Origin of the sequence: Geomonas diazotrophica (assembly GCF_018919385.1) — a bacterium.
Lineage (GTDB): Bacteria > Desulfobacterota > Desulfuromonadia > Geobacterales > Geobacteraceae > Geomonas > Geomonas diazotrophica.
The window spans coordinates 32,156-46,109 of the sequence record NZ_JAHLMF010000009.1 but is presented as its reverse complement, the minus strand read 5'-3'; the positions used below and the strand labels follow the sequence as shown (position 1 = coordinate 46,109).

The 13,954-nt window shown below is 63.1% G+C and carries 10 protein-coding genes; 8 read left to right on the top strand and 2 right to left on the bottom strand.

What is annotated here, in order from left to right:
- Positions 1 to 42 precede the first annotated feature (42 nt).
- Both KOM00_RS11825 and bfr read left to right on the top strand, forming a co-directional pair.
- Positions 43 to 1,323 (top strand): uracil-xanthine permease family protein, encoded by a 1,281-nt coding sequence (locus KOM00_RS11825; RefSeq protein WP_216499127.1) that lies wholly within the window; start codon positions 43 to 45, stop codon positions 1,321 to 1,323.
- 236 nt (positions 1,324 to 1,559) lie between these two features.
- Complete coding sequence (gene bfr, locus KOM00_RS11820; RefSeq protein ID WP_199387718.1) at positions 1,560 to 2,027, top strand: bacterioferritin; 468 nt, start codon at positions 1,560 to 1,562, stop codon at positions 2,025 to 2,027.
- Positions 2,028 to 2,102: 75 nt separating this feature from the next.
- Here the strand turns inward: bfr and KOM00_RS11815 are convergent, their stop codons facing one another.
- Positions 2,103 to 2,543, bottom strand: a complete 441-nt coding sequence (locus tag KOM00_RS11815; protein WP_216499126.1) for a PAS domain-containing protein — start codon at positions 2,541 to 2,543, stop codon at positions 2,103 to 2,105.
- 209 nt (positions 2,544 to 2,752) lie between these two features.
- Here KOM00_RS11815 and KOM00_RS11810 point away from each other — a divergent pair, with 209 nt between their 5' ends.
- Both KOM00_RS11810 and KOM00_RS11805 read left to right on the top strand, forming a co-directional pair.
- Positions 2,753 to 4,834: a methyl-accepting chemotaxis protein gene (locus KOM00_RS11810; RefSeq protein ID WP_216499125.1), complete on the top strand. Its 2,082-nt coding sequence runs from the start codon at positions 2,753 to 2,755 to the stop codon at positions 4,832 to 4,834.
- Positions 4,835 to 5,503: 669 nt separating this feature from the next.
- Entirely contained in the window at positions 5,504 to 7,102 is a 1,599-nt protein-coding gene (locus tag KOM00_RS11805; RefSeq protein WP_216499124.1) for an acetyl-CoA hydrolase/transferase C-terminal domain-containing protein, read from the top strand.
- Positions 7,103 to 7,203: 101 nt separating this feature from the next.
- Here KOM00_RS11805 and xerC read toward each other — a convergent pair whose 3' ends face one another.
- The gene (gene xerC, locus KOM00_RS11800; protein ID WP_216499123.1) at positions 7,204 to 8,079 is read right to left on the bottom strand and encodes a tyrosine recombinase XerC; all 876 of its coding nucleotides are present in this window, start codon (positions 8,077 to 8,079) and stop codon (positions 7,204 to 7,206) included.
- A gap of 60 nt (positions 8,080 to 8,139) precedes the next feature.
- Between xerC and KOM00_RS11795 the strand changes: the two genes are divergently transcribed.
- The 4 genes from KOM00_RS11795 (at position 8,140) to typA (ending at position 13,951) form a co-directional block, all read left to right on the top strand.
- Positions 8,140 to 9,273, top strand: a complete 1,134-nt coding sequence (locus KOM00_RS11795) for a DUF362 domain-containing protein (protein ID WP_216499122.1) — start codon at positions 8,140 to 8,142, stop codon at positions 9,271 to 9,273.
- A 472-nt stretch (positions 9,274 to 9,745) separates the two neighbouring features.
- Positions 9,746 to 11,254 (top strand): lytic transglycosylase domain-containing protein, encoded by a 1,509-nt coding sequence (locus tag KOM00_RS11790; protein WP_216499121.1) that lies wholly within the window; start codon positions 9,746 to 9,748, stop codon positions 11,252 to 11,254.
- Positions 11,255 to 11,312: 58 nt separating this feature from the next.
- Complete coding sequence (locus tag KOM00_RS11785; protein ID WP_216499120.1) at positions 11,313 to 12,041, top strand: tetratricopeptide repeat protein; 729 nt, start codon at positions 11,313 to 11,315, stop codon at positions 12,039 to 12,041.
- Positions 12,042 to 12,145: 104 nt separating this feature from the next.
- Positions 12,146 to 13,951 (top strand): translational GTPase TypA, encoded by a 1,806-nt coding sequence (gene typA, locus KOM00_RS11780; RefSeq protein WP_216499119.1) that lies wholly within the window; start codon positions 12,146 to 12,148, stop codon positions 13,949 to 13,951.
- Positions 13,952 to 13,954: the final 3 nt, after the last annotated feature.

The following is a 13,954-nucleotide window of genomic DNA, read 5'->3' as shown; positions in this document are numbered from 1 at the left end:
GGGGTGTCCCCTCCGTATCATTTTCCAAGCGAGGTCTATTGCATGTCTGAAGTAAAAGAGCCGGTCTGGCGCCAGGCGCTGTCCGGCGCGCAGATCCTTTTTGTCGCCTTCGGCGCGCTGGTGCTGGTTCCGATCCTCACCGGGCTCAACCCGAGCATGGCCCTTCTGGGCGCGGGGATGGGCACCATCATCTTCCAGCTCTGCACCAAGCGCCAGGTCCCCATCTTCCTCGGCTCCTCCTTCGCCTTCATCGCGCCCATCATCTACAGCGTGCAGACCTGGGGGCTCCCTTCGACCATGGGCGGGCTCTTCGCCGCGGGTTGGCTCTACCTCGCCTTCTCGCTGGCCATCTACCTGCGCGGCGCCGACTTCGTGCACCACATCATGCCGCCGGTGGTGGTAGGTCCCATCATCATGATCATCGGCCTTGGGCTCGCCAACGTGGCGGTCAACATGGCCATGGGCAAGACCGGCGACGGCAAGGCCGTGCTGGTCGACTACGACACAGCGCTCCTCGTGGCCGGCATCTCGCTCGCCACCACCGCCGTCGTGGCCGTGCGCGCCAGGGGGATCTTCCGCCTCTTGCCGGTGCTTTCCGGCGTCGCCGTGGGTTACATCGTCTCCATCTTCTTCGGCCTGGTCGATTTCTCCAAGATCGCGGCGGCCCCCTGGATCGAGGTGCCCAAGTTCGTGACACCCGAGTGGAACTGGTCCGCCGTCCTGTTCATGGTCCCGGTCGCCCTGGCACCTGCCATCGAGCACGTGGGCGACGTCGTCGCCATCGGAGCGGTCACCGGCAAGGACTACACCGAGAAGCCGGGGCTGCACCGCACCATGCTGGGGGACGGCCTGGCGGTCTGCGCCGCCGCGCTCGTGGGGGGACCTCCGGTCACCACCTACGCCGAGGTGACCGGCGCCGTCATGATCACCCGCTGCTACAACCCGGTCATCATGACCTGGGCCGCCGGCTTCGCCGTCGTCATGGCCTTCTTCGGGAAGTTCAACGCCATCCTGCAGTCCATCCCGGTGCCGGTCATGGGGGGGATCATGATGCTCCTTTTCGGCTCCATCGCCTCCGTCGGCCTGAACACCCTCATCCACGCCCAGGTCGACATGCACCGCCCGCGCAACCTGATCATCGTCTCGCTGGTGCTGGTTTTCGGCATCGGCGGGCTCAGCATCAACGTGGCCGGTCAGCACCTGCACGGCGTGAGCCTGTGCGGCATCGCCGCCATCCTGTTGAACCTGCTGCTCCCGACAGGGGAGGCCGCCCCGATGGGGGGGGACGCCGTGGAGGAGGAACCGGAGGAGACGGTCGCGTAGCACCCTTTCCCCAGCTGCAAAAACATGCGCCGTCCCGCGAAAGCGGGGCGGCGTTTTTTGTTGGTCTCTTCGCCTCTCCCCTCTTAAGCGGCTCTTGAATTGCCAACCAGGCCAGCGCGGGTATAATCTATTCGTTTTAAATTAGAATAAATTAGCAGCGCACGCCGGCGCACCCTTTCGGTTGCCGGAAGCGAACGCGCCCGCAGCTGCCGGGCCGCCAAAAAAGGAGGTCGTCCATGAAGGGAAACGAGAGGGTGATCGAGCAGTTGAACGTACGCCTGGCGGAGGAGCTGACCGCGACCAACCAGTACATGGTGCACGCCGAGATGTGCGAGAATTGGGGCTACAAGAGGCTGTACTCCGCCATCCGCGAGCGCGCCATCACCGAGATGAAGCATGCGGAGAAGCTGATCGAGCGGATACTGTTTCTGGAGGGGCGGCCGATCGTGAGCAGGCTGGACCCGATCCACATCGGCGGGGAGATCCCGAAGATGCACCAGTTCGACCATGCCCTCGAGGAGAGCGCCATCAAGGGGTACAACGAGAGCATCAAGCTGGCTCTGGAACTTGGGGACAACGGGACCAAGGAGCTGCTGGAATCGATCCTCAAGCAGGAGGAGGACCACATCGACGACATCGAGGCCCAACTCGATCAGATCTCGCAGATGGGGGTGCAGAACTACCTGGTCGACCAGGTAGGTTGACGCCGTTAACGGCAGCACGAGGGCGAGCTGAGGGCGCCGGGATCACTCCCGGCGCCCTCTTTTTTTACGGAGCCGTTAGGCTCCCTGCGCCTTTTCCAGTTCGGCGAGGCGCGCCCGCAGCGCTTTTTCCTTTTGCCATCGGGCCGTCACGTCCCTCATCACCGCCACGGTTCCGGCGACCTTCCCTTGGGCATCCCTGATGATGGTCATGGAGAACTCCGTCGAGACGCGCGAACCGTCCTTTTTCAGGGAGGGGGCCGCCAGCAGATCCTTGGAGTAGCGCGTGATGCCGGTCTCCATGACGCGATGGTACCCTTCCCAGTGGCGAGCGCGCTGGTTTTCCGGGATGAAGATGTCGAGCGACTGCCCCAGCGCCTCCTCGGCGCTGAACCCGAGCATCTCCTCCGCCCCCTTGTTCCAGAGCCTGATCAAACCTTCCCTGTCAGAGAAGATGATGGCGTCATTGCAGTTGTGTACCAGTTGCCGAAAGAGCTCCTGTTCGTCTATCCCGTTCATGGTGTCCTCCCTTGCCGATTTGTATCAATGATACCATCCATTGCACTGCCGGCTTTTGACCGAAATCAAGAGACCGTGAACGGAGTCGCCGTGTGAGGTTCGGTTGAATTAAATATTGATAATTTTAAACGCTGTTTCTAAAGGTGGGGAGGCATTTGCCGATAGTCACAGTACTGACTGAGGGTTCTCGCGCCCACCTGGGAGGTATGATGTTCAAGAACAAGCTGATGCACAAGATACTCGCTATCGTCGGTATCAACCTGTTGGTCGGGATCGCCATAGTGGGATGCCTGGCCATCTGGCTCCAGTACAGTTCCACCATGAAGCTGCAGGAGCAGAACAGCCGCACCATGTCGGCCGTCATCATCGACGAGATCTCCGCTTTCATGATGAAGGACGACACGAAGTCGGTGCTGAACCTGGCCCAGACGGCGAAGGCGCAGCACTTCGGCTTTGACCTCCAGGTCTTCGGAAAGGATGCGAAGGATCCGGTGACCGGGGCGGCGAACAAGGACGTCGCCGAGAGCTTCGTCACCGGGAAGCGGGTCGAGAAGCGGGAGGCGGTCGGCGGCATCCACACCCTTCGTTCCGCGGTCCCGATGAAGAACGAACAACGCTGCCAGCAGTGCCACGATGCCGGCGACAAGTACCTCGGGGCCGTACTTTTAACCTCGTCCCTCGAGGATGGCTACCAGAGCGCGGTCAGGATGATCGCCATCCTGGTGGGGGCGGGATGCATCTTTTTCGGCTGCATGATGGGGGGGATGTACTTCTTCTTCAGGAAATCGGTGATGCGGGAGATCCTCTTCTTCTCAGAGAAGCTCAGGGACATCGCCGAAGGGGAGGGGGACCTCACTAAGGAGATTCCGGTCCGCTCCGATGACGAGATCGGCGACCTGGCGCGCCATATCAACCACCTGGTCCGAAAGCTGCGCGAGACGATCACGGTGATCTACGACCTCGCCGAGAACATCTCGATCTCGCTGTGCCATGTTTCCACCCGCGCGGCGAAGACGGTCACCTCCGCGGCGGAACAGAAGCAGCGTTCCGAGGCGGTTGCGGTTGCCACCGAGGAGATGGCGGCGACCCTCAACGTCGTGGCCGGCAACACCCACCAGGCGGCGGAGTTCTCCTCCGAGGTCGACGAGGCGGCCAACCGCGGCATGAGCGTCGTGGACAGCGCCTGCAACTCGATCACCCTGATCCGGGAGAACGTGGCGCAGACCCTGGGGACCGTGGAGCGGCTGGAGACTTCGTCGGCCCAGATCGGCGACATCATCGTCCTCATCGAGGACATCGCGGACCAGACCAAGCTTCTGGCCCTCAACGCCGCCATCGAGGCGGCGCGTGCCGGTGAGCACGGACGCGGCTTCGCGGTGGTCGCCGACGAGGTGAAGATGCTCTCGGAGAAGACAGCCACCTCCACCAAGGAGATCGCCAAGATCATCACCAACATCCAGATCGAGAGCCGCGAGGCGGCCCGCTCCATCACCGAGGAGCAGGGGCGGGTGGAAGACGGCGTCGAGAAGTCGGCGGCGGCCCGGGAGTGCCTGGAGCGGATACTGGGGTTGGCGGGCGAGACCGCGCAGCTCATCAACCAGATCGCCTCCGCGACCGAGGAACAGAGTGCCACCACCAACGAGATCGCGGAGAAGATCCACAACGTTTCCAACTCCGCCTCCGGGGTGCACGAGGACATGCGGGAAAGCGACCGGGCCTTCACCGACCTGACCCGGGTGGCGGAGCAGATTTTCTCCACGGTCGGGAAGTTCAGCGTAGGCAACCGGCACGACGAGATGAAGAGTCTCGCCACGGAGTTGAGGGACAAGCTTACCTCGACCCTGGAACAGGGGGTCGCCTCGGGCAAGATCACCATGGCCGACCTCTTCGACCGCAACTACCGCCCCATTGCCAACACCTCGCCGCAGAAGTTCCACACCGCGTTCGACGGCTTCTTCGACCAGTATGTCTCGCCGGTGCAGGAGGAGGTCCTGGGGCGCAAGGGGACCATCTTCTTCGCCATCTGCGTCGACGACCACGGCTACGTCCCTTGCCACAACCTCCGCTATTCCAAGCCTCTGACCGGCGACCCGGAAACCGATAAGGTGAACAACCGGACCAAGCGGATCTTCGACGACAAGACCGGCCTCAAGGCGGCCCAGAACACCGAGCCGTACCTGCTGCAGACCTACATGAGGGACACCGGGGAGATCATGAACGACATCTCCACCCCGATCGTCCTGAACAACCGGCACTGGGGCGCCGTCCGGCTCGGATACCTCGCCAAGTAGCGCCGCCTCCGGACGCCCGGAAACGGCCGCCCCCGTGGCGGCTCCGCCTCCTGCACGTCAGCCGCTTGAGCGGAGCCGCCGACCACCCTCCTTTTGTTTTATTTTTGTGTAAGACGCGCTGCAGGCGGTGGCCGCCGCTGCAGCGCCCACCGGGGTGGCGGCTTCAAGCCGGCAGGCGGTCCATCCTGCCGCGGCCCCGCCCCGGGGCGCCGCGGCGTCGTCGCATAGAGGGGCAGAATTGAAAGAAAAATTTCCATCCGCGCCCGAACTCTTTCCTTCATGAAAATACCCAATTTAACAGAACAAAGCGCTTCGGCCGTGGCCGGCGCGGCGTCTCCAGGCGCACGAAACAACTTTTTATTCTTGACGTGAACGGCAAGTTCAGATTAGATTGCATACTGTATACATACCCGTAGGTCCCTCCGGATGCGGCCGTGCCACGCCGGGATCGAGGTTTTCGGGGGGCAGGGGAGCGGTACGGGGCGTTACGGCTTTTTAGTTGACTCTGTGGGCGCCCTTAAGTAGAATTCAGTTCTAATTTTCACCCAAAGCGAGCAAAATCACGCCAAGCAAGGTATTTACCGCGTGCGGCGTGGCGCAGAAAACCATGTGATTTGTCAGCTTTACGCTGATTTTGTCGTAAACATCAAAACAAAACAGGAGGCAGATATGTCCGAGTACGGCACACTTCAAGACCGGGTAAAATGCAAACAACTTTTGAACAAGGTCATGGCTCCCGAGCAGACCATTGAGTTCTTCAAGAACGGGATGAACCTCGGCTGGTCCGGCTTCACCCCGGCTGGTTACCCGAAAGTGGTGCCCATCGCCCTGGCTGACCATGTTGAGAAGAACAACCTGCAGGGCAAGCTGAAGTTCAACCTCTTCATCGGGGCCTCCGTTGGTGCCGAGACCGAAGACCGTTGGGCGACTCTGGACATGATCGACCGCCGCTGGCCGTACCAGACCGGCAAGAACATCGCCGCCGGCATCAACTCCGGCCGCATCCGCATGGGCGACAAGCACCTCTCCCTGTTCGCACAGGACCTGGGCTACGGCTTCTACACCAAGGACTCCGAGAGCGGCAAACTCGACCTCGCCATCATCGAAGTCTCCGCCATCAAGGAAGACGGCTCCCTGGTGCCGACCTCTTCCTGCGGCGTTATCCCTGAGATCCTGATGATCTGCGACAAGATCATCCTCGAGGTGAACACCGGACAGCCCTCCTTCGAAGGGATCCACGACCTCTTGACCCCGCTCACCCCGCCGAACCGTCAGATCTTCGGCATCACCCACGCCGGGGAAAGGATCGGTTCCACCTCCATCCCGTGCGATCCGAGCAAGGTAGTTGCCGTGGTCGAGTCCAAGCTGCGTGACCAGGGCCGCGCCTTCGCCGAGCAGGATGACACCTCCGAGGCGATCGCGAACCACATCATCGACTTCTTCACCACCGAGGTGAAAGCGGGCCGTCTGCCGAAGAACCTGCTCCCGATCCAGTCGGGCGTAGGCTCCATCGCCAACGCCGTCATCGGCGGTCTGGCCAAAGGCCCCTTCAAGAACCTGACCGTCTACACCGAGGTGCTCCAGGACACCATGCTGGACCTCTTTGACTCCGGCAAGCTCGACGCGGCTTCCTCCTGCTCGCTGTCCCTCTCGGCCAGCCCGGGCTTCCCGCGCTTCTTCGAGAACATGGACAAGTACTTCGACAAGATCACCCTGCGTCCGCTCTCCATCTCCAACGCACCGGAGCCGATTCGTCGTCTGGGCTGCATCGCCATGAACACCCCGGTGGAGATCGACATCTTCGCTCACGCCAACTCCACCCTGGTCGGCGGTACCCGCATGATCAACGGCCTGGGCGGCTCCGGCGACTTCCTGAGGAACGGCTTCCTGAAGATGATGCACACCCCGTCCTCCCGTCCGAGCAAGACCGACCCGACCGGTATCTCCTGCGTCGTGCCGCACTGCTCGCACATCGACCACACCGAGCACGACCTCGACTGCGTCATCACCGAGCAGGGTCTGGCCGACCTGCGCGGCCTGGCTCCGAAAGAGCGCGCCCGTCGCATCATCGAGAAGTGCGCGCACCCGGACTACAAGGCGCAGCTCACCGAGTACCTCAACATCGCCGAGAAGGACTGCCTGGCGAGGAAGGTCGGCCACGAGCCGCAGCTTTGGGATCGCGCCTTCAAGATGCACCTCAACCTTGAGAAGAACGGCACCATGAAGCTCAAGAACTGGGATGTGAAGATCGATCTCTGCGAAGACTAACCGCTCGCAGCAAAAGCAGCAAAAAAGGCCCCGCCGGAAACGGTGGGGCCTTTTTCTTTGATGCGGGGCGGGCACGCCGGCAGATGGTCTCGCCGCTACGGCTACCCGCGGGCCTTGGGGTGGGCCTGGTCGTACACCTCCATCAGCTTGTCTATGCTGACGTGGGTGTACTTCTGGGTGGTGGAGAGCGAGGCGTGCCCCAAGAGCTCCTGGATGGCACGCAGGTCGGCCCCCCCTTCCAGAAGGTGGGTGGCGAAGGTGTGGCGCAGCGTGTGCGGGGAGACCTTGCGCATGGCGGCGATGAGCAGCATGTGGGTGTCCACGATGCGCGTGACGCTGCGCCGGTTGATCCTCTTGCCGCGGCTGTTCAGGATGAGCGGCTCCCCGGGGTCCGTGGCGCCGCGCTCGGCGAGGTAGGCGGACAGGGCCTGCCGGGCAAAGGAGCCTACCGGCACGATGCGCTCCTTCCCCCCCTTGCCCATGACCCGCGCCACCCCGTCGGCCAGGTCGAGGTCCCCGATGTTCATCCCCGTCAGCTCGCTCACCCTTATGCCGCAGGAGTAGAGGGTCTCCAGCACCGCCCGGTCCCGAAGCGGGAGCCTGCTCCCGGCAGGAGCCTCCACCAGCGCGCTGACCTGGTCGATGTTCAGGTGGAAGGGGAGGCGCTTTTCCTTCTTCGGTGTGCTGACCAGCTCTGCGGGGTTCTTTTCCAGGCGCCCCTCCCGGAGCAGGAAGCGGAACAGCGCCCGGATCGCGGAGAGCTTGCGCCCGATGGAACTCTTGGCGTGCCCCTTGTGCAACTGGGCCAGGTACTGCCTGATGGCGAGGTGGTCGACCGCTTCGGGGAGCGGCTCGCTCCGCTGCGCCAGGAAGGAGGCGAACTGCTCCAGGTCGCTCCGGTAGGCGGCAAGGGTGTGGGGCGAGACGTTGCGTTCGGTCTCCAGGTAGTCGCAGAATTGCTCGATGGCCCGTTTCATGGTATGGAATCTACCTCAGTGCCGTGGCACTTTACAACAGCTTTCAACCGGGAGGATGAGATGTATCAGGTGGTGCTGGAGCGGGTTTCGGGATACGGGCGCGAAGAGGTGCGTGATGCGGTGGCCCGGCTCCTGGAACCGCTGGGGGGGATGGGGCGTTACGTGAAGCCGGGGGAGCGGGTGCTGATCAAACCGAACCTCCTCTCGGCCAAGCCGCCCGAGGCGGCGGTCACCACGCACCCGGAGCTGCTGCGCGCCGTGATCCTCGAGGTGCGCCGGGCGGGTGGCGTGCCTCTGGTGGGAGACTCACCGGGGGTGGGGAGCGGTCGCCGCGTGGCGGAACGCTCGGGCATGATGGCGGTCATCGAGGAGACCGGGGCGGAGTTCGTCCCCTTCACCGAGGCGCTCCCCGTGGCGGGGGTGGGCACCTTCAAGGAGTTCGAGCTGGCGCGCCCGTACCTCGAGGCGGACCGCCTGATCAACCTCCCCAAGCTGAAGACCCACGAGATGATGACCATGACCTGCTGCGTCAAGAACCTGTTCGGTGCCGTGGTGGGGACCGCCAAGGCCGCCTGGCACCTGAAGGCCGGGGCGGACAAGGAGCTCTTCGCCAGCATGCTCCTCGAACTGTACCGGCTGCGCGAACCGGATCTGAACATCGTCGACGCGGTGGTCGCCATGGAGGGGAACGGCCCGGGGAGCGGCGACCCCTGCCAGGTCGGCGTGCTTCTGGCCGGGGACAACGCGGTTGCCGTGGACCAGGTCGCCGCGCGGGTGGCGGGTATACCGAGGGCGCTCCTCTACCTGGAGAACGCGGCCCGGCGCATGGGGCTCCCCGGTACCCGGCCCGAGGAGGTGACGGTTGTGGGGGGTGACCCCGAAACGGTGCTGGAGCGCCCGCTCCGGCTCCCCCATCTTTCCGACGTCCAGTTCGGGCTCCCGGGGTTCCTGAAGAACCGGCTCAGAAACCAGTTCACCTCCCGTCCCGAGGTCGCGCCCGGCAAGTGCGAACTCTGCGGTGTCTGCGTCAAGGCCTGCCCGCCGGCGGCGATACGGGTGGAGGGGGGGCGGCTCCGTTTCGACTACCAGCGCTGCATCCGCTGCTTCTGCTGTCGGGAGCTTTGTCCCCACGCGGCGCTGGCGCTCAGGGACGGATGGCTGCTTCGGCTGATGAAGAAGCGCCACGGTCCGTAGCCTGCCGGGGGCGGTTGACAAGGAGAGGGGGGACCATTATATTTTTCCCCATCCTCCGGGAACCATAAAGCGAGGGATGCAAATCCAACCAGGGAAAAGGAGATCAGGATATGTGGACTAACTTCTTCATGATCCGTCCGGTAACCCACTGCAAAGAAGGTTGCCCTAGTCGGCCCGTCGCCTGACCGCGGCGGGCTCCCCCATCGGAAAAGGCCCCCCGTTCGCAACGGGGGGCCTTTTGTATCTCCTGCCTCACCTGCCCCCCCCGGGCCAGATCCGGCCGTTTCGTACCCTTTCGCTAAAGTCCGGCACCGCATCGCCGATGCGCCCGATAGGGGCGTGGGGCACCCGGTTGCCGCCTCCGCCCCTTGGTCTGCATCGGTCAAACCCCCTTTGAATTGACAACTGTGCCAAATTCCGCTATTCTGCGCGCCTGTGCGTACGCGTGTCGTCACTCAAAAAAAGGTATTGAATGCTTAAAGTTACCCTGATCATAGTTGCACTCCTGACCCCCTGCTTCGCCCTCGCGGCGCCTGGAGAGCTCTCCCAGGAGTCCGGACGCAAGGACCACCAGACCCAGCAGCTTGCCTCGGCCGACCTCGCCCTTTCCAGGGGACTCGGCCTTACCTCCGCCGATTTCCCCGGCAACGACGACGTAACCGACGACTCCGACGACTTCGATCTGAAGCTCCCCGAAATGGAGCTTCCCGACTCCGACATCCCCCTCACGTTCAACTCCAAGGTCGAGTACTTCACCCGCTACTTCCAGGGCTCCGGCCGCGCTTCCTTCGCCAAGTGGCTCTCAAGGAGCGAGCGCTACATCCCGATGATGCGGGAGGTGCTCAAGAAGGAAGCGCTCCCCGAGGACCTGGTCTACCTGGCCATGATCGAGAGCGGCTTCATGCCCCACGCCGTATCCGTGGCCGCCGCCGTCGGCCCCTGGCAGTTCATGCCGGCCACCGGCAAGCGCTACGCGCTCAGGATCGACCCCTGGATCGACGAGAGGCGCGACCCCTTGAAGGCAACCATCGCCGCGGCGCTCTACCTCAAAGAGCTCTACGCGCTGTTCAACAACGACTGGTACCTCGCCGCGGCGGGGTACAACGCGGGAGAGAACAAGATCCTGCGCGCCATCAACATGTACAACACCCGCGACTTCTGGGAGATCTCCAAGGGGAGCTACCTGGCCCGCGAGACCAAGGACTACGTTCCCAAGCTCCTGGCCGCGGCCATCATCGCCAAGGAACCCGCCAAGTTCGGCTTCGCCGACGTCGCCTACCTCCCCCCCATCGAGTTCGACCAGGTACCGATCCCGTCCCGTACCGACCTCGACGTGATGGCCAAGGCGTGCGGCGTTCCCCTTCAGAACATAAAGGAGCTCAACCCGGAGCTGCGCCGCGCCACCACGCCGCCGGACTACCCGGGGTACCTGCTGAAGGTCCCCAAGGGAGCAGGGGGCGCCTGCGCGACCGAGTACGCGAAGATCCCCGAGTCCGACCGCTACGTCGAGCGGGTGAGGAACGTGCAGTACCGGGCCAAGAAGCGCGACACCCTCACCTCCATCGCCAGGCGCTTCAACGCCTCGCCGCAGAGCATCGCCGAGCTGAACAACCTGGGGAAAAGGAAGGTGAAACTCGCCGGGCGAGTGCTGACCATCCCGGTCCAGGTCGCCTCCGCGCGGGGCGAAGGGCACCCGGCGCATCCTGCGCAACAGGCGCAACAGGCGCAGCCGGAGAGCCCGGTGGTTGTGGCGAAGGACATCAAGGCGGTGGCCAAGGCCGAGCCCAAGGAGTTCCACAAGTACTACACGGTGAAAAAGGGGGATACCCTCACCTCGCTCGCCAAGAGGTTCAACGTAACGGCCAGGCTCCTCTCCGCCTGGAACAACCTGAAGACCCGGGTGGCTTTAAAGCCCGGCAAACGCATCATCGTCGCCAAGTACCAGGAGAAGAAGGGCGCCCTGGTCAGGGACGAGGGGTAGCCCCAATCGACCGTCTCGCAAATCACGTGACCCGCACCACGAAAGGATAAATCAGCCGATGTACAACCTTCTTATTTCCGCAGGCGCAGCTATCGCAGTTTTCCTCGTCGTTTCCCTCGCCGCCGGCTTCCAGTACTGGTGGGCGGCGCTTCTGGGCGCCATGATCGTCTTCATGGCGAGCTTTCTGATCATCTCCCGCATCATCACCAAGAGGCTCGAAGCGATAATGGAGCCGGCCATGAAGGACATCCAGGCCCAGCGCTTCGAGAAGGGGATCCGCGACCTGAAGTCGGCGCTCCCCTACGGCAAGTGGCAGATCTACGTGGAGAGCCAGATCAACTCCGCCATCGGCATGGTCTACTTCGTCAGGCGCGAGTTCGCCACCGCCTTCCCGTACCTGGAGAAGGGTTTCTTCAAGAACTGGGTCACCATGGGGATGCTCGGCGTCACCTACATGAAAAAGAACAAGCACGACAAGATGAAGGAGACCTTCGACAAGGCGCTCATGGCGAGCCCCAAGGAGTCGCTGCTCTACGCCCTCTACGGCTACTGCCTCAACGAGATCGGCGAGAACGTGAAGGCCTGCGAGATCGTGGCCAAGGGGGTGGCGAAGCTCCCCGGAGACGAGAACCTGAAGCAGAACCTGGAGCTTTTGCGCGAAGGGAAGAAGATGAAGATGAAGGGGTACGGCGAGATGTGGCTGCAGTTCCACCTGGAGAGTTTGGCGACCATCCAGAAGCAGCAGATGGCAGCAATGGGTGGAAAGCGCCGGATTATCAGAAAATAGCTTGTAAAGATATCTCAAAAGTGCCATATTGAGCTGTTTTTTAAGACGGGCTTCGCTGCTCGTCTTTTTATTTGTAGCCGAGCCAAGAAAAGGAGCAGTAAAGCATGCAGGAGAAGATCAGAAACATCGCCATCATCGCCCACGTCGACCACGGCAAGACCACCTTGGTCGATGCCATGTTGAAACAGTCCGGTGTTTTCAGGGAAAACGAGGCGATCACCGAGCGCGTGATGGATTCCAACGACCTGGAGAAGGAGCGCGGCATCACCATCCTCGCCAAGAACCTCTCCATCCACCACGGCGACTACAAGATCAACATCGTCGACACCCCGGGACACGCCGACTTCGGCGGCGAAGTGGAGCGCGTGCTCAAGATGGTCGACTCCGTGCTGCTGCTCGTCGACGCACTCGACGGTCCGATGCCGCAGACCCGTTTCGTACTGAAGAAGTCGCTCGACCTGGGCTTGAAACCGATCGTGGTCATCAACAAGGTGGACCGCCCCGGCGCCCGCCCCTCGGAAGTCGTCGACATGGTCTTCGACCTGTTCTGCGAACTGCAGGCCTCCGACGCCCAGCTCGACTTCGCCATCTGCTACACCAGCGCCAAGATGGGGTACGCCATGCGCGAGATGGACCAGCCCTCCGAGAACATGGAGCCCCTGTTCGAGCTGATCAAGGACAACGTGCATCCCCCCGAAGGGAACCCGGAAGCGCCGTTCCAGCTCCTGGTCACCAACATCGACTACAACGACTACATCGGCCGCATCGCCACCGGCAAGATCTTCAACGGCAAGGTGAGCGCCGGCGAGACCGTGGCCCTCATCAAGCGCGACGGCACCATCTCCAAGGGGCGCGTCACCAAGCTCTTGGGGTACGAGGGGCTGAAGCAGGTCGAGATCCCGGAAGCCTTCACCGGCGACATCGTCACCATCGCGGGCTTCACCGAGGTGGGGATCGGTGAGACGCTGGCCTCGGCCGAAAACCCGATGCCGCTCCCCTACGTCGCCATCGATGAGCCGACCCTGTCCATGAACTTCATCGTCAACTCCTCCCCCTTCGCCGGGCGCGAGGGTAAGCTCGTGACCTCCAGGAACATCCGCGAGCGCCTGGACCGCGAACTGCGCACCAACGTGTCGCTCAGGGTCGCCAACACCGCCAACGCCGATACCTTCCAGGTCTCCGGCCGCGGCGAGCTGCACCTCTCCATCCTGATCGAGAACATGCGCCGCGAGGGGTTCGAGATGGCCGTCTCCAAGCCCGAGGTCATCATGCGCATGGTCGAGGGCGTGCGCCACGAGCCGATGGAGTACCTGGTGGTGGACGTCCCCGCCGAGTACCAGGGCGCCATCATCGAGCGCATGGGACCCCGCAAGGGGGAGATGGTCGCCATGAACCCGATGGGCGAGACGGTGCGCCTGGAGTTCATCGTGCCGGCCCGCGGCCTGATCGGGATCAGGGGCGAGTTCCTCACCGAGACCCGCGGCACCGCGGTGATCACCCACACCTTCCACAACTACGCACCCTACAAGGGGGAGATCCCGGGGCGCAAGAACGGCGTCCTGATCGCCATGGAGCAGGGTGAGACCACCGCCTACTCGCTGGACGCGCTGCAGCCGCGCGGCATCCTCTTCCTCGGCGCCGGCGTCGAGGTCTACGGCGGCATGATCATTGGCCAGCACGCGAAGGACAACGACCTCGAGGTGAACCCCTGCAAGGGTAAGAAGCTCACCAACGTGCGCGCCTCCGGCAGCGACGACGCCATCAAGCTCACCCCGCCGCGCGTCCTCACACTGGAGCAGGCGCTCGAGTTCATCGACGAGGACGAACTGGTAGAGGTGACGCCGCAGTCCATCCGACTGCGCAAGAAGGAGCTCGACCCGACCAAGCGCAAGCGCGCCGGCCGGGCTTAAATA

What these genes read in the sequence shown, in the direction of transcription:
- KOM00_RS11790 (WP_216499121.1), top strand. Translation starts at nt 9,746, where the DNA reads ATGCTTAAAGTTACCCTGATCATAGTTGCACTCCTGACCCCCTGCTTC.
- bfr (WP_199387718.1), top strand. Translation starts at nt 1,560, where the DNA reads ATGAAGGGAAACGAGAGGGTGATCGAGCAGTTGAACGTACGCCTGGCG.
- KOM00_RS11805 (WP_216499124.1), top strand. Translation starts at nt 5,504, where the DNA reads ATGTCCGAGTACGGCACACTTCAAGACCGGGTAAAATGCAAACAACTT.
- xerC (WP_216499123.1), bottom strand. Translation starts at nt 8,079, where the DNA reads ATGAAACGGGCCATCGAGCAATTCTGCGACTACCTGGAGACCGAACGC.
- typA (WP_216499119.1), top strand. Translation starts at nt 12,146, where the DNA reads ATGCAGGAGAAGATCAGAAACATCGCCATCATCGCCCACGTCGACCAC.
- KOM00_RS11825 (WP_216499127.1), top strand. Translation starts at nt 43, where the DNA reads ATGTCTGAAGTAAAAGAGCCGGTCTGGCGCCAGGCGCTGTCCGGCGCG.
- KOM00_RS11810 (WP_216499125.1), top strand. Translation starts at nt 2,753, where the DNA reads ATGTTCAAGAACAAGCTGATGCACAAGATACTCGCTATCGTCGGTATC.
- KOM00_RS11785 (WP_216499120.1), top strand. Translation starts at nt 11,313, where the DNA reads ATGTACAACCTTCTTATTTCCGCAGGCGCAGCTATCGCAGTTTTCCTC.
- KOM00_RS11815 (WP_216499126.1), bottom strand. Translation starts at nt 2,543, where the DNA reads ATGAACGGGATAGACGAACAGGAGCTCTTTCGGCAACTGGTACACAAC.
- KOM00_RS11795 (WP_216499122.1), top strand. Translation starts at nt 8,140, where the DNA reads ATGTATCAGGTGGTGCTGGAGCGGGTTTCGGGATACGGGCGCGAAGAG.